Below are 18,484 nucleotides of genomic sequence, written 5' to 3' on the forward strand. Positions count from 1 at the left end.
GTTACTAGCTTTTGCTAGCTGCCTCTCCCGAAGCGGATGCGTATCTTACAGCGCATCTTTTTTTTGTCAACAACTTTTGTTTATTTATTTTTAAACTTGGTTTTTGACATCCTCATCAGTTGTTAGCGTTTTGCTGTTCCCTGTTGAGGAGGCGCGCATTCTACGCATTCCTGTAGCATCGTCAACACCCTTTTTTAAATAAATATAAAAAAAGCGACCGTTCGGTCGCTTTTTAATCTATTAGTACATTAAGCATGCGTTTACGCTTGTATATCCTTATTCTATCAGCTCAAAAAGGCATATCCTCTTTATTATTGAGCGAAGACATCTGATTATTGCCACGTGATCATTCCTGCTTATTGTCTACACTTTCATTGCTTTTCTTTTTATCGGCATTGAAGTCTGCATCTTCTTCATGGTCGCCCACTACATCGTCTAACGTTACTTTCTCAACGGTACGAAACGTATTGATAGGTCCAGCTAACGCATATAGTGCAAAAACAAGGAACAATACTAAAGCGGGTTCTGTTGCCACAACAACGAATATCAGAAGAACTAAAAGAAGGCCTACAAATGGAACCTTACCGTGCCAATTAACTTCTTTGAAAGAATTGTATTTAAAGTTACTCACCATCAGCAAACCTGCCAAGCCAGTTACTGCAGCAACTATTAAACCATAGTCGGTACCAACAGCATCATACTCAACTCCAACCCATACAAGACCAGAGACAACAGCCGCAGCAGCCGGACTTGCGAGACCTTGGAAGAAACGCTTATCGGCAATACCAACTTGCGTATTGAAGCGAGCTAAACGAAGAGCTGCACCCGCTACATATATAAAAGCCGCTAACCAGCCTAACTTGCCCAGCTCAGTTAACCCCCAATTATAAGCAACAAGTGCAGGTGCCATTCCAAATGAAACCATATCTGCCATTGAGTCATACTCGGCACCAAAGTCGCTTTGCGTGTTCGTCATTCTTGCCACACGCCCATCTAAGCCATCAAAAATCATAGCAACAAAGATAGCCACTGCCGCGGCTTCGAACCTGCCGTTCATTGACGAAACCACAGCAAAGAAACCCGAAAACAACCCTGCTGTTGTTAATAAGTTGGGAAGTAAGTATATCCCTTTACGTTTTTGATCAGACATATGTCCTCATACTTCTACATATACAATTGCACTAATTATTTCATAGATATGCAGGAACGCATAGCAAAGTAAAAAGGCTGCCTCGTTCCTTTACATAACGCCGTTGCAAAACGTTATTAGCTTTGCATTGATTACACGTACTCCTACCACAATGCCGGCGCTTGGCTTCTATTTATTCAGGACCGCGTATGCTCACGATCAAACAAACAACTAATAACTAGGTATACGGTTACATACCTTAAATAGCTCACCGTTCATATATCATACAAGTCCATGTTGAAATTAGGTACTACCAAGTTTGTGTTCGCATAATATGCGCACACATCACTCGGCGTGTACTTGAAGTGCTTTGCGCTTCATATATAGGAAAGCAATTATGCGAACGCTACAAAAAACGTTTTCTTTGCAAACTGTACTATTACTTTCCACAGCTTTGCTATCTACCCTGAGTGCTAATTCAGCATTCGCTACCTACTATAAAAAGCAAAGTTATTCTCACTGTGGGTCATCGAGCCAAAGCAACGAACAAAGCAATGTATGTAACTCTCCGTTGGGAGAATACACCTACGATCTAGTCGATGACAAAGTGACACAAACCAATCAGACGAATAATTCCTTTGTTCAAATAGACGGATTAAATATTAATATGTCCGCCTTTTCGGACACACAAGGAGTTACCGGCGAAACAGTCGTTGGCGCCAAGTTAGAAAAAATCTCAGATAAATGGGCTTACGGCATAACAAACAACGATGAAGCATACTATCGTGGCGACGCTGACCACGCTATTGACAATATCAACTATTACTCTCAAGGTAGCGCGAACGCTTATTATAGTGGTATGACTAACGTAGAACGTGACTATGACTTCGTGTTGTTATCTTTCGACTCTGCGGTGACACTAACGGGCGCAAGTTTTTCATGGCTTTACAGTGGCCGCGACAGCCAAGTATCTGTTGCAGCACTAAGTAATACTTCGAAACTAACCTCAGGTGTTAACACGTGGAGCGATATTGTCGCTAACGCCTTAACTTCAGCCTCATTTGATATTGAAAACTGTGAATATTTAGATCACCGCGCTGACTTTACTTTCACTGAGTCCGCTCAATATTGGTTGGTTGGCGCTTATAACACCGTATTCGGAAATATTGGCGGCCATGTAGGTAATGATGCCTTTAAGCTTGCTAATGTTGGCTTCTCTGTAACAGAGTCTGCCGGTACGCCAACGCCAACAGAAGTTTCTGAACCTGGCACCATTGGCTTACTCATGGCTTGTTCACTTCTCGTGATGTGGCGTCGCAAAAAATCCATTTGAAGAAATTAGACTTTAGATCACTGACAGGTTGGAAAATCTGTCAGTTTTTTTTACCCTCTCTCATATCGTCCCTTTTCAAATTGTAACATTAACTTAAAAATCATAAACTTAAACAAACTGGCACGAAATAAGCTTAACATTAGAAATAATCATCTAATTTTGCTTTTTGGGTAGTTCAAAATATGAAGTTTTCTACATCGCTGACAATACTATTACTTGCTGTTAGTTCATCAGTTTTCGCTACAGATTCAAGCCTCAACAGTGCAAAGTATGATGCACAATACACACTCGCCAATTCTAATGGCAGCGCTAATTACTCACAAACGACCAATGCGCAAAACAGCAATACCTCAATCGAGATCAACGGCGTTACAGTTGATGTAGGAATCACTGCTTGGTCAAACTCTGCAGGACACGCCGACGACAAACTTGCCCAGGGCAATATTCAAGGTTGGTGGAACTGTACGCTTGGTAATAATGGTTGTACTTTAGCAAATAGACACGTTGGCTACGGAATTAAAAATAGTGATTATTCTTGGGGAGGTGATAGTCACGCAGTTGATAATAGCGGTGACGGCGGTGGCAGAGATTTTGATATGTTCTTACTGTCATTTAGCGAGTCAGTGACTCTTGAAAATGCAGCCTTCACTTGGGTAGTCGGCGACAATGATAGTAAAGAAGTTACTGTTGCGGGTCTTAATAGTATTGCGGCATTTGAGAGCGGAGCCAACTCAACTTGGAACACTGTTACAAGCGCTATTGTTGAGAATACACTAGGTCACTATGGCGTAGGTTCAAAAGGCTCAAACGGTTTGTACGAATCAACATTTACGAAGCTAACTGGTAGTGCAAAATACTGGTTAATAGGTGCATACAATACCATTTTCGACGATAACGCTAAGAGTAACTTTAACAGCGTACAATTAAAACTGTCTTCCATTGGTGTGTCAATGACTCAACCAACCGCAGAAGTTAGTGAGCCTGGCGCCCTAGCACTGATGGGGTTGGGTTTAGGTCTTGTTCTTTATAGACGTAAGCGCCGCGTTTAATTGTTTAAAAACGCATAGAAAACACGTATCTTTAGAAGGTGGCTTAGGCCACCTTTTTTTATGCTATTTTTAAGCCAGCGGCTAGGCTAAGTTTCGAAGGTATATATGGATTTTTTTAATAATAAAAAGCGTGTTGTACAACGCGCTATTGTCTCTGCAGTTGCCTCATCATTAATCGCTTTTAACAGTTTTGCTTCTACGTCAGAAGACTACGAAAAAGCACTGACCGCGTTTAATCAAAACGAATACGACGAAGCCTATATCCACCTTAAAAACAGCTTACAGAAAGACCCTGAAAATCTAGCTGCAAAGATACTAATGGGTGAAATACTGCTTATAAACGGCTACCTAACCGCGGCCGAAATGGAGTTCGTAGAAGCACTTGAAATGGGTGCTGACATTAACCTTCTGGCAGAACCGCTTGGCAACACTTGGCTGTTCTTGAACAGATATAAAGAGATTGTCGATTTTGCCGATTTAAACAAACTGTCGGGAGAGGCAGAGCGCGAGTGGTTAATGATTCGTGCAACTGCGTGCACTAGACTGGAAGACGAGCTATGCGCCTTACGCGACTATAGCACCATAGTCTCACGCACACCTAACTTCGTGCCAGCTATAAACGGCTTAGCCTCAATTGCCCTTCAAAATGAAGACTTATCTAAAGCAAATTCTCTTATCGATAAAGCCATGTCGTTAGAACCAGAAAACGCAATAACATGGCGATTGAAGGGCCAGCTTGCTTATCGACAGGGAGATACTGACGCAGCAACCGCGCATTTACAAAAAGCATTGACGTTTAACCGCGACGATCCTATTGCGCTACGTAACCTTGTAGACTTGTACTTAGAAGCAAAAGACTACGATACCGCAAAGCTTTTTGTTGATGAGATCATTGAGGACACGCCGAACGATCCGCTAGCCATATTACTCAACAGCTGGCTACAAAGTAGAGACAACCAGCAAGCTATTGATAATGCAAAGCTAAAAGAACTTAACGACTTCATGGCGCAGCTTGACCCTGAGCTGATAACCTCTCAACCGATGTTGTTATATATAAGTGGTTTAACGAACTTCTTTAACAACAACATGGAAACAGCCGCAAAGGACTTTAATGCTTACTTGCAGCAGGAGCCTGATGACCTGCAGGCAGTATTAATGCTAAGTCAAGTCTATATGGCAACACAGCAAGACAAACAAGCGCTTGCGCTGCTTGAACGTCATCAGGATGCGTTAATGGAAGACCCTGACTCAGCGCTGCTTCTGGGTGACTTATTTATTCGCCAAAACAAAGCATTCAAGGCTGAACGCCTACTGCAAAATCTTGAATACAAATACCCTAATGAGAACAAGCTTCAGCTTTTCAAGATTAAATTAATGGCTGCCAGAGGTAAGCAGGACGAAGCACTATCAATTCTTGAAAAGAATTTGCCGACCTACAAAGATAACGCGGGGTTTCTATTCACTTATTCATTAATGAATTTACAAGCCCAGCAGTTTGATAATGCTTTAAAAGGCGCAAACCTGCTAAGTGAACTTTATCCTGACGAAGCTGAAGTGTACAACTTAAAAGCCGGCATCTTGATAAGACAAGGTCAGTTAGAAGAAGCTAAAACCAATATCGAAAAGGCGCTGGCACAGAACCCTACCCTTTTTCCTGCAAAATTTAATTTGGCGGCTACTGAAAGCCGCTTAGGCAACGTAGAAACTTCTAATCAATTGATTGAAGAACTTCTTACTTTCTCACCGCAGCATAATGAAACGCTGATGCTAAAAGCGTTTAACCTGACCAAAGCAGGCAAGGTAGATGAAGCAAAGCAAATCTATCTCGATTTACTAACACTTACGCCGTCGAATAGCGGTGCTAGGGAACGCGTTTCCTCTTTGTATCAGCAACAAGGCGACATTAAGAATGCCCTGTATCACTTAGACCTGCTAATTAAAGATGACTTCGACAATGCTGACTACCTCCTTCGTAAAGCTGCGCTTCAGTTAGGGAATAATCAACGTGCCGATGCCGAAAAAACACTTAGCATTGTAAGAAACTTTATTAACGACGACGCGGGTAAATTAATTGCCTATGCCGACCAAGCCCGAAACATTGGTGATAGCGAGGGCGCGTTAAACGCCATGGCTCGCGCACACGACATAGCAAACACAAGCACATTTGTTACCCTGCGCTATACAAGTTTGTTGTTAGATTTACAGAAAAACGATAAAGCACAGTCGTTGTTGGCGACAGTTCCTGCAAACCAGCAGCAAAACCCGGTTTACCATTTTCTAAAAGGAAGATTAGCTGCGAATAAAGGTAATGATGAAAGTGCGATTAACGCTTTCGAAAAAGCGCTAGAAGTCGACGCTTCTTTTGCACAGGCTTTTGTTGCCATTTACAACTACGCACTGAACGATCAGTTTGTAGATGTATTTTTGAATACGGCAAGAAAGCTGGTGAGCGAGAATGAAAACAATCTGCTGGCAAAAAACCTGTTGGCGCAATACTTATTCTTTATTCAAGAGTTCGATGAGTCGATAGCGCTTTACAAGGAACTTGTTGAGCAACCAAACTTACTCAACCCTGCTGAGGCTTACAATCGCCTAGCGATCATGCATATCGAGGAATCGCTAGTCACTGCAAAAAACTATGCACGTCAGGCCTACGAGCTTCAACCAAACTCAGCAAAAATATTGGATACCTACGGTCACATCAAAGCGCTACAAGGAGACTATGAAGGCAGCCTTAAAATGCTGAGGGATGCGTTCGCCAGAGACGCCAACGACCCAAATATTCGCTATCATCTGGGCTACACGCTAGCCAAGCTCAATAGAATTGAAGAGGCGAAAAAAGAGTTAGAATATGCAGTAAAAGTGGAACGCCCTTTCTTTAAGCGTCCTCAAGCAAGAACGCTATTAGAGAGCCTATAAGGCTCTCTTCGCATGCAGCTAAAGGCAGCACGAACAATTGCGTTTGTGCTTTTCCATTTTGCCAATACCAGGGTTAAACGTATTGGTTGGATCTAAGTCTTTGTAAAATTTCTGCAAGTTACTTTCGGCTTCATACAAATGACCTACATTGTGTTCAGCAGGATACTTAGCGCCACGACTGTCTAATAGTGCCAACATATCTGCTTTTACTTTTTTGGCGTCGCTGCCTTTTTTTAGTATGTAATCTTGATGAAAGACATGGCAGAAAAAATGTCCATAATAAAGTGACTTTTCAACGTGTTTGGCGATGTGCTCAGGCAGGTTCTCTACCCATAAATCATCGTTGCGGCGCAATGCGATGTCCAATGCTAAGATGTCTCCTACTTGCTTATGGTGTAACGTTTGATAGCGAACCGCGGCGCCAGCTGCAGCAAAACGTAATAAAAACGCCTTAGACGCTTCTTCTTCATTACAAGTAATGAAGTCACCATCTAGCTTCTCTTCGTTAAACAGCTTGGCCAAAAGCGTTTTAACCTCTTCGATGCCACCATCGCTCATTTTAAGGATTAGATGATGCTCGTACTTGTCGCGGTAGGTTCTTATACTCGAGGGTATTTGGTCAGAAAAGAACTTACTACCGAACTGCATCAATCTATCGCTTAGGTAAGGAGGAAGCAGAGGTAACTTGTTGAGCACGGCATCCACCCGCCCTTTGAGTGCAAACATTTTAGGTAGCGAGTCAGTTCCCAAACGCTGAATACTTATGATGGTATCTTTTCCGTAAACATCTGCAATATCGAACATTTCTCTATGAAGATATTCACCCACCTCAGGAACGTTTTTACATTGAGTCAGTATGTCTCTTCGAATACGAGTAAGTACAGAGGCATCATTCGTACCGATATAAAACGTTTGTTCTTTATTAGGCACTTCGAATGTGTCTAAGCGCACCGCGAAAACAGCAATTTTACCTGCGCATCCACTGGCTTCGTAAAGCCGTGTTGGATCGGCATTAAAGCGGCTCGGCGTATCAGCATTTACGTCTCTAACGATGTGTTCATAATCACTTGCCGACGCTTTCATACTGGTTTCAGGTAGAGATTTTGGAAAGTTGCCAGAAGAAAGGTTTCCGATAATTTCTTCCGGCGTGTCGCCTAAATCTATCCCTAGGTGATTAACAAGCTTTAGCTCTCCGCTTTTATCCACCTGAGCGAACAGCGATAACTCAGTATAGGCAGGTCCCCTTTTGACAAGTGCCCCACCTGAGTTGTTTGCAACACCACCGACAATAGACGCACCTAGGCATGACGACCCAATTACAGAGTGAGGCGCACGCCCGAGTGGCTTTAACGCCTTTTCAAGTTTGAACAGTGTTGCTCCCGGAAAGCTCAATACTTGCGTTCCGTCGTTAACCAGAACAATATCGTCCATTGCTAACGTATTTATAACCACCACTGGTCTATCGTAGTCGCTTCCACTTGGCGTTGAGCCTTCGGTCAAGCCGGTTTTCGCGGCCTGCATAATAATGATGCAGTTATATTCAACGCAAACCTTTAGCACTTCCCAATATTGCATTAGCGTATGTGGAAAAAGTACAGCCAATGCTTCGCCCTCGCCTGACCGCCACCCCTTGCGATAGTGCTCAGTTTGGCGCGTTCCTACGGCAAGATTGCTTTCCCCGAGTACGCGTTTAAAAGCGTCAATAATTGGGGTTGTTTGCATGTATAACTCCTTAGAACAGTGCAATGCGTATTAAAAATTAGTTTGTGCCGACTAATGGACCGCCGACGTCAAACACATAAACCCCCAACCATACTAAAATACCTGCAAATGCAACGTAATATATAGTTGGGATAACAGTCTTTCTTAAAGTAGCTCCCTCTTGCCCCATTAATCCTACCGTTGCCGAGGCAGCTACAACATTGTGTATTGCAATCATATTTCCGGCAGCCGCCCCAACGGCTTGCGCTGCGATAATTAGTGCAGGTGACAATTGAAGGCTTAGTGCTGCTTCGAACTGAAACTGGCTGAACATCATATTTGATACTGTATTCGAGCCTGCGATAAATGCACCTAATGCACCAATAGTAGGGCTAATTAATGGGAAAGCTTCGCCAAACATATTGGCGAACAATTGCGCGCCAGCTATCGGCATACTGACGATGTCGGCGCCATTCACACCTGAATTAATAAAAAGCCTAACCATAGGAATTGTGAACATCAATACAAAACCAGCACTTAGCAACGTTTTGCTGGAATCATTGAAAGCCTTAAACAACACTTCTCCCTTGGATACCTTTTTACTTTGAATGATTACTGCAACCAATGCACCTATTAACAACAACCCACCAGGAAGATATAGCGGACTGATTGATGCACTTACACCCGTTTCACCCAGTATGTTGTCAAATGAGAGTGTCAGCGACGTAGTAAATTCTTTTATTGTTGGAAACACTCTGGATATAACGAGCAGAAGTGCAACAACTAAATAAGGGACCCAAGCCGTAACCCAATGCATGGCCTTTTGTGACGTTATGTCGTCTGCTTTTATTTCCAAATTACCCAGCCAACCTTTGTCCCATGACGCTTTCGGCGGGAAATCCCATGTTGTTTTAGGCATCAAGAAACCATTTTTAGCTGCAGTAACAACCACTGCCAAGCTCACCAATCCTCCAATCAACGATGGAAATTCAGGGCCTAATACAATGCCGGTAAATACGTAAGGAATGGTAAAGCTGACGCCCGCGAATAAGGCGAAAGGTAGAATTTGTAACCCTTCGCGCCAAGACTTATTGGAGCCAAAAAAGCGAGTGAGCATTATAGCCATTAAAACTGGCATAAATGAGCCAATAATTCCGTGGATAATTGCCACTTCAGAGGTGATTAGTTGAATAAACTGCTCCCATTGCCAGCCTTGAGCCTGCAAAGTCTGACTGATCGCTTGGCCGTCTAAGCCTTTGTTTACACCAATGACTATAGGCGTTCCCACTGCGCCAAAAGAGACGGGTGTGCTTTGGATCATCATACCAATAAGTACGGCAGCCAATGCAGGAAAACCGATGGCAACAAGCAAAGGAGCCGCTATAGCGGCCGGCGTCCCAAAACCAGAAGCACCTTCAATAAAAGTTCCGAAGCACCAAGCAATGATTATTGCCTGGACTCTTCTATCAGGTGAAATGTTGGTGAAACCCTGGCGGATAACATCAATTGCTCCAGTATATTTCAATGTGTTGAGCAGAAAAATTGCACCAAATACAATCCACAAAACAGATACTGTAATCACTAAGCCTTGTAGAATTGAAGCGCCCACCCGTACTGCCGACATATCCCATGCTAAAAGTGCCATAAGTGCTGTACTTGCTAATACAACTGGCATTGCTCTTTTCGCAGACCACTGTAAACCCAATAGCAGCACTGCTGAAAGCGTTATAGGTAACAATGCTAATAATCCAAGGGTTATCTCATTCATGAGTTTTCCTCTTATTATAATTAGTTAATTATTCGAGTTTCTAACGTTAGAAAATCGATGTTAATGCAGGGTTAAAATTTAGGTATGCGACTGTACTAATTTCTCACGTGTTGATATATATGCATTAAAGACAAAGTTTATTTCCATTTTTGGACTAATAGTGGCAAAAGCAGACGATATTATCCTTTTTGTGAACGTAGTTGATGAAGGCTCTTTTTCAAAGGTCGCTCAAAAACTCAACCTAACTAATTCTGTAGTAAGTAAGCGTATCGCACGATTAGAGTCAGATTTGAACGTTCAATTGCTTTACCGCTCTACACGAAAGCTCAATTTAACTGATGCAGGAAGAACACTGTACAATAAGGCGAGAATCGCCAATTTAGCCATTCAAGACGCAGAAGATGCCGTCAGTGGTTACAGTGATGAAGTGCGTGGAAAAATCCGAATTACTATGCCCAATGTATCGGCAAAACTGGTCTTAAATCGCGCAATTGCCGAGTTTTGCAATTTACACGAAGAGGTGGATGTAGAGCTTGCAATTACCAATCGCGTCACCAATATCATCGAAGAAGGTTACGATCTCGCCATTCGTACAGCACATCTTGAGGACTCCTCTCTTATTGCTAAACGCCTTATAGATTCAAAATGGATAGTATGCGCAAGCCCCACATATCTTAAAAACGAAAGCCGCCCAAATCATCCTGACGACTTAACTGAACATAATTGTTTAATTTACAAGTACGATAGCACTGGCCCAGACTTCTGGCCGTTTCATATTGAAGGAGAGCTTCACAACGTTCAAATTGACGGGCGAATGCAGTCAAATAACTTGGATGCGTTAAGGCAAGCCGCTATTGCAGGTGTGGGTGTAGCATTTCTTCCCAAGGCATTAGTGCATGAAGATATCGAAGATGGGGCGCTTTCGCCTTTACTTGTCGAGTACGTAACTAAGACTATGGGTATTTATGCCGTTTATCCTCGTTCGCGTCAGCCTGACAAAAAGCTAAAGCTACTGGTCAACTACCTTCAAGAGGCGTTTAGCAATAGAAGCGCCTATTTTTATTGATAAACATTGAAGTAATCTCTGTTTACATCAAAAACATGGCGCTAAACATAATTGAAGCGATCTTAAAACGCGAACTTAGCTGACGCTTGGATGTAATTGGAGTCAATGCTGTCTATATTGTCATCATTGATAGAATAAGCACCAAACTCTAGGCCAACATCAAGGCGCGGCGCTACCGTATCAATTACATTCACCGCCCAGTGCGAACGTTTGCGCCCCAAAATATCTGTTTTAGCTGCTCCATAAAATACAGTGCTGCGGAGAGTTTCGGTCCAAAAATGGCGATACGCTACGGTATAAGCCAGCGTACTTTCCGTTTCCAATGTTTGAGTTGCAGGATCCTCAACAACATCAGCAGTCATGCCGGCCGCAGCATACCGACCGGGCTTACCCGCGGTTAATTGAAAACGTAGATCATCTTTTGCAAAAAGTGGTATTTTGCCTGCGATATTTACTGCTGCTGTAACTTCTTCGACCCCTCCTTGATCGACAAGTCGTATTACAGAGCCGAAAGCATATTGCCCATATTGACTATCTAAATTGTATCGTACAACAAAGTCGGGCGTAGACTCATCAGGGTCAGCGGCTACACCTGTAAGCCCTACGGCATTGGCAGGTGCGTCGGTATCACCATCACCAATGGTCTCTGGGCTTTCGATGGCAAATTGCCAGTTTCCTGAGGTGTATCTAACCTGAACTTGCCTTGCAAACACTTCTCCTACATGAGGACCACCAAAATCTAACGACTCAGGAATAACGTGAAGCGGCATAAAGGTGCTCCAGTTTTGCCCCGCACTCCAGTTCTTATAGGTGATGAAGAAGTGGCGTAATCGCAAGTTAGTAGAGTTACTTACCGCTTCGTTACCGCCTCCGCCATACATATCGACTTCTATAAAAGTACTCACTTCCCCTATAGAAACGCCCATATTTAAGCGTGACTCTCCTACATTGAAACCTGTGTGTGATGTCTCTATTGCTTCCCCGCCAGGAAAATTACCAATCCAATAATCCTGATAAGCAATATCCCCTTCAACATGCCTGACATCTACTTTGGCATAACCTCCAACACTAACCTTAACGTGTTCGTTACCGACCTTCCCGTTGAACAACTCTATGCCGTGAGAAGGGTTAAGAATTAGCGCTAATGCACAAGCAGATAAGCGTAGGGTGTATTTATTGTTTGTTTTCATTATTCGTCCTAATAGCTGAAACTATTTAACATGTCGTTAACGGGCGGATAATGTATTCGTTCGTGCTCAGAGGATAAACCGAGTTTAGAATATTAACTTTTTCCTAAATTCGCATAATCAGAGGTTTACTTTTTGAATGTTAATTTTGTAAAGAGATGAAGAATATTGAGCATAAATCGCTCAATAGAAAAATAATAAAAGGCTACTTGTTGCTAACACGATAAGTGAAAGTAATGATATTGATTGAAGTGTCTTACCCCAACTTTGCGAAAACCAACTTAAACACAAAGACAAAGAAAACACGGTAAGTGCAGACATAATAGTATCTGCAGGCGAGAATGTCGCTTGATTTACACTCAATGCAAATACGGCAAAACCAGTACCTATGGCACCGACTGCGCTCACAATTATGCATAATATGAAATGCGCACAAAGCTTAGCTATATCTCGGGGCATTGAGCGCGCAGAAACTACCGCTTCGTTTGAATTATATAACTGCATCGCAACCTCTTAACCCTCTCAACAATAAGTTAATGATAATCGTTATCATTATTAAATCAAGAAAATTAATTGGCTGTATTAAGAAAATTCATTAAACAAGAAAGCGTAATCTGTCGCTATTCGACCAGTGGCTTTTTAGTCAATCGTTTTTTGTTATGAAACTGCCGATTAATGGTCTTTCGCGGAATCTACTGGCAATAAAAAAGGCACTGTCTCCAGTGCCCTTTGGTTTTAATTGCTAACAACGAAAAGTCCGCTGTCATCTGCATCAATACGTATGGTTGATTCCGGTATTAATTCGCCAGCAAGTAATTGATGCGCGAGTGGATTTTCCACCTGCACTTGTATCGCTCGCTTAAGCGGACGTGCGCCAAACACTGGATCGAAACCCGCGTCCGCCAATTTATCCATAGCCGCAGCAGATAGAGTAAGCTTATATCCTTTTTCTGCGAGCCTAGCGCGAAGCGAGGCAAGCTGAATTTTAGCAATAGATTTTATTTGCTCCTTCCCTAATGGATGGAATACCACAATATCATCGACGCGGTTGATGAACTCCGGTCTGAAGTGTTGCCCTACAACACTCATTACCGACGCTTTCATATCGTCATACTGACTTTCGTTGTGCTTATCTTGAATGATATCTGAACCTAAGTTGGACGTCATGATCACAACGGTATTTTTAAAATCTACAGTGCGTCCTTGTCCGTCAGTCAACCGGCCGTCATCCAATACTTGAAGCAGAATATTGAATACATCTGGATGTGCCTTTTCAACCTCGTCCAACAAAATGACCGAGTATGGCTTGCGACGCACCGCTTCGGTTAAGTAGCCACCTTCCTCGTAGCCAACATAGCCAGGAGGTGCACCCACTAAGCGTGCTACCGAGTGTTTTTCCATAAACTCTGACATATCGATACGCACCATGGCATCTTCAGTATCGAACATAAAGCCTGCCAAGGCTTTGCAGAGCTCAGTTTTGCCCACGCCAGTTGGCCCTAAAAATAAGAATGAGCCAATAGGTCGGTTTGGATCCGCAAGCCCAGCACGTGAACGGCGAATTGCGTTTGAAACAGCTTCAACCGCTTCTTCTTGTCCAACAACCCGTTTGTGAAGTACGTCTTCCATACGCAACAACTTCTCACGCTCGCCCTCAAGCATTCGCGCTACAGGTATACCCGTCCATCGCGAAAGCACATCTGCAATTTCAACGTCCGTCACTTTATTTTTAAGTAACGTCGTCTCGCGAGTTTCGTTTTCAGCCGCTTGCTCTAACTTTGCTTCAAGCTCTGGAATACGGCCGTACTGAAGTTCCGACATACGATTCAAATCAGATGCACGTCGCGCTATCTCCAAGTCAAGTTTAGCCTGCTCAAGCTCCCCTTTAATGGTTTGAGTGCCCTGCATGGCGTCTTTCTCATCCAGCCACACTTTCTCAAGCTCTGCGTACTTGGTTTCCGCTTGCTCACGCTCTAGCTCAATCATCTCAAGTCGCTTATGACTCGCATCATCTGTTTCTTTGGCCAGAGCTTGCTCTTCCAATTTTAGCTGGATGATACGACGCTCCAGACGATCCATCTCTTCGGGCTTGGAGTCTATTTGCAATCGAATGCTAGACGCAGCCTCGTCTATAAGATCAATGGCTTTGTCTGGTAATTGGCGGTCGCTAATATAACGATGCGACAAACTTGCCGCTGCAACGATAGCGGGATCAGTAATATCTACCGAGTGATGGAGCTCATAGCGCTCTTTTAAGCCACGCAGAATAGCAATAGTGTCTTCAACGCTAGGTTCTTCAACTAATACCTTTTGGAAACGACGTTCAAGTGCTGCGTCTTTTTCAATGTACTGACGATATTCATCCAGTGTTGTAGCACCAACGCAGTGAAGTTCACCACGGGCTAACGCAGGTTTAAGCATATTACCTGCATCCATCGCTCCATCGCCCTTCCCTGCACCTACCATGGTGTGCAGTTCGTCAACGAATAAGATCACGCGGCCTTCTTCTTTAGCCAGCTCATTAAGCACTGCTTTAAGGCGTTCTTCAAACTCACCGCGATATTTAGCTCCCGCCACTAACGCGCCCATATCAAGGGCAAGAACACGCTTGTTCTTTAAGCCCTCAGGCACTTCGCCATTAATGATGCGCTGAGCCAACCCTTCAACAATAGCCGTTTTACCCACACCCGGCTCACCAATGAGTACTGGGTTGTTTTTGGTTCGACGCTGTAGTACTTGAACAGTTCGGCGAATCTCATCGTCTCGACCAATGACCGGGTCGAGCTTGCCTTGTTCTGCTCGCTCGGTTAAATCTGTCGTGTATTTTTCAAGCGCCTGACGTACATCTTCAGCATTAGGATCCGTGACCTTCTGGCCACCACGCATGTCGTCTATTGCGCTTTCAATAGCTTCTTTAGTGATATTCAGGCTTTTGAGGATTTCCCCCAAGCGCCCTTTATCTTGTAGCGCCGCTAGAACAAAGATTTCTGAAGTGATGTATTCGTCTTTTCGCTGCTGCGCTATCTTGTCACAAAGATTTAGCAAAATGCCGCTGTCTTTACTTAATTGAACATCTCCCCCAATGCCTTCAATACGAGGTAGGCGCTCAATAGCTTGGCTCAGTGCTGAGCGTAGCGCATTTACATTGATGTTTGCTTGGTCAAGCAAAGGGCGTACTGACCCGCCTTGCTGATTTAGCATGGCAGTCATTAAATGGACAGGTTCAATGTATTGATGATCTCGCCCCAATGCGAGTGATTGAGCATCGGATATTGCGAGCTGAAATTTACTGGTAAATCTATCTAGTCTCATAATTTCAACCTAATTAATGAACAACTATACCTGCGGTAACACGCCGCAATTACGAACATTTTAACTCTCGCTGAGTGGGTAATGATCTATGCGGAATGGTATTCTTTATGTTCTAGTTATGTAGGCTGCTCAATTGCGATTCAAGTATGAGATTAAAAAGTTAGCCCAAAAGATAACAAATAATGTATGAAGTTTGATCTAGCGCAACTGTGTGATCAGACTAAAACTGCCGCCTTTTTTCGAAACAATTTAAAGCAGGCCTATTACGCTAACTATACGCCCAGTCGTGCGCTTGTTTTGATGCGTAGCTCTTCGATGGGAGTAAAAACGCTGTTCGTCAGTGTAAGTACACAAGTTACTTTGTGTAATACTCTCAACGCCAGCTTGCTGCAATTGCACCTGTGCCACTAGAGGTAGATCTAATAAGTACTTCCCTCTATTAGAGCTATTGGCAATGGCACCGTCTATATGGCGAAACTTACTCGCCAACTGTACATCAACTTCGTAGCAGGGCCCGCTGATTGCAGGACCAACCCAAGCGATGAGTTTTTTTGCTTCGCTGCCAAAGTGTGAAACAGCACTTCCGATAATGTTAGTATCGAGACCTTTCCAACCAGCATGTACTGCCGCCACTTCTTGACCGCTTTCATCACACAATAAAATGGGCACGCAGTCTGCGGTCATCACCGCACAAAAATGCGATGTTGAAGAAGAATACGACGCATCAGCGGTGGTATCTGCGCTCGGCAATGACACCACGCGGTTGCTGTGCACTTGCTCCAACCATGTGATCTTTTCACTATGTGGAATCAGGCTTCTATTGGCTTTTACTAGTAGGAGGTCGTCCCCCACGTGGGCGCCAACGTTTAAACCTGCAAAATCACCTATGCTTGTACCTCCCATTCTTGTCGTTGTGTATGCAACAACATTTGCGGGACATGACCACGCTGGAGTAATCAAATCCAGCGTGGATGATATAGGTGAATTTGCAGATGACAATGTCATAAGTTCGCCTTACTCATTAAAGCATATCTTGTGGATTGTCCGCGGTGTCCTTTTTCACGGCTTTAAGCAAGTCCTGCATATCTTGAGGTAGGGGAGCTTTCCACGTCATCCACTCTTCCGTTTCAGGGTGAAACAGCGAGAGCTGTGCGGCGTGCAACGCCTGACGTTGGAATCCGCGAAGCGCAGCGATAAATTCTTCTGACGCCCCTTTAGGAAGACGAGGACGCCCGCCATAAACTTGGTCGCCAAGCAAAGGATGCTTAATGTGGGCCATGTGTACGCGGATTTGGTGCGTACGGCCAGTTTCAAGCTTCAAACGCAGGTGCGTGTATGCGCGAAATTTTTCGATAACACGAAAATGAGTGACCGCTGGCTTGCCCATTTCACGTACTGCCATATGCGTACGTTTTGTTGCGTGTCTACCAATAGGCGCATCTACAATACCACCAGCGACCATCGTACCTAAGGCAACGGCTTCATATTCACGACTCATTTCTCGACGTTGAAGTTGGTCAACAAGATGCGTTTGAGCAGGAATTGTTTTTGCTACTACCATTAACCCCGTCGTGTCTTTGTCAAGGCGATGGACAATGCCCGCACGTGGAACTTTGTCTATCTCTGGACAATGATTTAACAAGGCATTTAGCACGGTACCGCTTGGGTTTCCTGCACCTGGATGCACAACTAAATCTGCAGGTTTGTTTATGACTAGGATGTGTTCATCTTCATAAACAATGTTTAACGCGATGTCTTGCGCTTCGCTCGTTACTTGTACATCCATTTCGGCCTGTACAGTAACAAGTTCATCCATTTGCATTTTGTGGCGAGGCACGGTGATTACTTCACCGTTTACAGCAACATTCCCATCTTGGATCCAAGTTTTTAACTTAGAACGAGAATATTCAGGGAACAAATCAGCCAAAACCTGATCTAACCGTAAACCAAAATGCGCAGCTTCCGTTGAAGCTTCTAATTGTATTGTGTTCGGCGACTGTGTCATAACACCATTGATTACGTCTAAAAAAGGGTATTATAACAAGTATTCACGCTGTACACTGCCTTGTTTACGTTTTTGTATGGTTTTTCTCATCGTTAGTACGTTAGAATGCAATTAAAGTGTTGTTGTTTAACACATGAGCTTAGACAGCGAAGTATTAAAACTGTTTAGCAGGAAAATAGAATTATTATGAAATCATTTCGTCTACTGGCCCCCGTTTTATTGGGTGCTATGGTATCTGTCGCAGGATGTAGCTCTTCAGATAATGAAGAAAAAGCCGTATTAGCTAACATGGGTGCGCAGCAACTGTACGACAGAGCAAAGCAGAGCATGGAAGTAGGTAACTTCAGCGCTGCAGCACAAACGTTAAGCGCGCTAGATTCGCGCTACCCGTTCGGTCCCCTATCCCATCAGGTACAGCTAGACCTTATTTATAGCTATTATAAGTCAGGTAAAAACGAAGAAACGCTTGCCACTATCGACAGATTTATTCGTCTGAACCCAAACCATTCAGATGTTGATTACGCGTATTACATGCGTGGATTAACTAACATGGAATCAGATAGCAACCTTTTCCAAGAGTTAATGAATATTGACCGTACGGATAGAGACCCGTCGAAGTCTCGTGCTGCGTTTGAAGATTTCCGTAGACTGATTCAACAATATCCAGATAGCAAATATGCCGCAGATGCGAAACAGCGCATGGTTCATATTAAAGACCGCTTGGCTCGCTATGAAATCGCTATTGCACGTTTCTACATGAGACGCCAGGCTTATGTCGCTGCAGCAAACCGTGGTCGCTATGTTATAGAGCACTTCCCGAATACCACTCAAGTGCAACAAGCACTCGAAATTATGGTTTCAAGTTATGAGCAGCTTGGCCTAGATGAATTGCGTAACAATGCGATGAAGACACTAAAGCTTAACTACCCTGACAGCGAATTTATTAGCTAGATTTGGCTATTCTGTTTTGCTAGAGCTTTATGCAACCAATAAAAAAACGCACATTTGTGCGTTT

At 43.6% G+C, this 18,484-nt stretch carries 13 protein-coding genes; 5 read left to right on the forward strand and 8 right to left on the reverse strand.

Features of this window, described 5'->3' with window-relative positions:
- Window positions 1–346: 346 nt before the first annotated feature.
- Entirely contained in the window at window positions 347–1,150 is an 804-nt protein-coding gene (pssA, locus tag ACFI6J_RS20005) for a CDP-diacylglycerol--serine O-phosphatidyltransferase (RefSeq protein WP_014950059.1), read from the reverse strand.
- Between the two features lie 376 nt (window positions 1,151–1,526).
- Here pssA and xdp1 (ACFI6J_RS20010) point away from each other — a divergent pair, with 376 nt between their 5' ends.
- From xdp1 (ACFI6J_RS20010) to prsT, 3 genes are all read left to right on the forward strand, one after another.
- Complete coding sequence (gene xdp1 / locus ACFI6J_RS20010; protein ID WP_156086634.1) at window positions 1,527–2,462, forward strand: exosortase-dependent surface protein XDP1; 936 nt, start codon at window positions 1,527–1,529, stop codon at window positions 2,460–2,462.
- A gap of 182 nt (window positions 2,463–2,644) precedes the next feature.
- Window positions 2,645–3,511, forward strand: a complete 867-nt coding sequence (gene xdp1 / locus ACFI6J_RS20015; RefSeq protein WP_014979757.1) for an exosortase-dependent surface protein XDP1 — start codon at window positions 2,645–2,647, stop codon at window positions 3,509–3,511.
- Between the two features lie 105 nt (window positions 3,512–3,616).
- Window positions 3,617–6,430, forward strand: a complete 2,814-nt coding sequence (prsT, locus tag ACFI6J_RS20020) for an XrtA/PEP-CTERM system TPR-repeat protein PrsT (RefSeq protein WP_156086635.1) — start codon at window positions 3,617–3,619, stop codon at window positions 6,428–6,430.
- Between the two features lie 18 nt (window positions 6,431–6,448).
- Here the strand turns inward: prsT and dld are convergent, their stop codons facing one another.
- Window positions 6,449–8,152 carry a D-lactate dehydrogenase gene (gene dld, locus ACFI6J_RS20025; RefSeq protein WP_252118757.1) on the reverse strand — a complete coding sequence of 568 codons (1,704 nt, stop codon included), beginning with the start codon at window positions 8,150–8,152 and terminating at the stop codon, window positions 6,449–6,451.
- 37 nt (window positions 8,153–8,189) lie between these two features.
- Window positions 8,190–9,899 carry an L-lactate permease gene (locus ACFI6J_RS20030; RefSeq protein WP_156086636.1) on the reverse strand — a complete coding sequence of 570 codons (1,710 nt, stop codon included), beginning with the start codon at window positions 9,897–9,899 and terminating at the stop codon, window positions 8,190–8,192.
- 160 nt (window positions 9,900–10,059) lie between these two features.
- Here ACFI6J_RS20030 and ACFI6J_RS20035 point away from each other — a divergent pair, with 160 nt between their 5' ends.
- Window positions 10,060–10,965: a LysR family transcriptional regulator gene (locus ACFI6J_RS20035; RefSeq protein ID WP_348669000.1), complete on the forward strand. Its 906-nt coding sequence runs from the start codon at window positions 10,060–10,062 to the stop codon at window positions 10,963–10,965.
- Window positions 10,966–11,027: 62 nt separating this feature from the next.
- Here the strand turns inward: ACFI6J_RS20035 and ACFI6J_RS20040 are convergent, their stop codons facing one another.
- The 5 genes from ACFI6J_RS20040 to rluD all read right to left on the reverse strand — a co-directional run bounded on the left by ACFI6J_RS20040 (window position 11,028) and on the right by rluD (window position 17,469).
- On the reverse strand, window positions 11,028–12,155 hold the full coding sequence (locus ACFI6J_RS20040; protein ID WP_014976971.1) for a DcaP family trimeric outer membrane transporter: 1,128 nt from the start codon (window positions 12,153–12,155) through the stop codon (window positions 11,028–11,030).
- Between the two features lie 180 nt (window positions 12,156–12,335).
- A complete protein-coding gene (locus ACFI6J_RS20045; protein WP_039228260.1) occupies window positions 12,336–12,656 on the reverse strand; it encodes a hypothetical protein in 321 nt (106 codons plus the stop codon).
- 231 nt (window positions 12,657–12,887) lie between these two features.
- Window positions 12,888–15,464 carry an ATP-dependent chaperone ClpB gene (gene clpB / locus ACFI6J_RS20050; protein WP_014950068.1) on the reverse strand — a complete coding sequence of 859 codons (2,577 nt, stop codon included), beginning with the start codon at window positions 15,462–15,464 and terminating at the stop codon, window positions 12,888–12,890.
- A 249-nt stretch (window positions 15,465–15,713) separates the two neighbouring features.
- Entirely contained in the window at window positions 15,714–16,469 is a 756-nt protein-coding gene (gene pgeF / locus ACFI6J_RS20055) for a peptidoglycan editing factor PgeF (RefSeq protein ID WP_061486138.1), read from the reverse strand.
- 16 nt (window positions 16,470–16,485) lie between these two features.
- The gene (gene rluD, locus ACFI6J_RS20060; RefSeq protein ID WP_014950071.1) at window positions 16,486–17,469 is read right to left on the reverse strand and encodes a 23S rRNA pseudouridine(1911/1915/1917) synthase RluD; all 984 of its coding nucleotides are present in this window, start codon (window positions 17,467–17,469) and stop codon (window positions 16,486–16,488) included.
- 186 nt (window positions 17,470–17,655) lie between these two features.
- On the opposite strand from rluD, the gene ACFI6J_RS20065 reads away from it, so the two are divergent.
- Complete coding sequence (locus ACFI6J_RS20065; protein ID WP_014950072.1) at window positions 17,656–18,420, forward strand: outer membrane protein assembly factor BamD; 765 nt, start codon at window positions 17,656–17,658, stop codon at window positions 18,418–18,420.
- Window positions 18,421–18,484 lie beyond the last annotated feature (64 nt).

The sequence above is a fragment of the Alteromonas sp. G4i13 genome, from assembly GCF_054960505.1.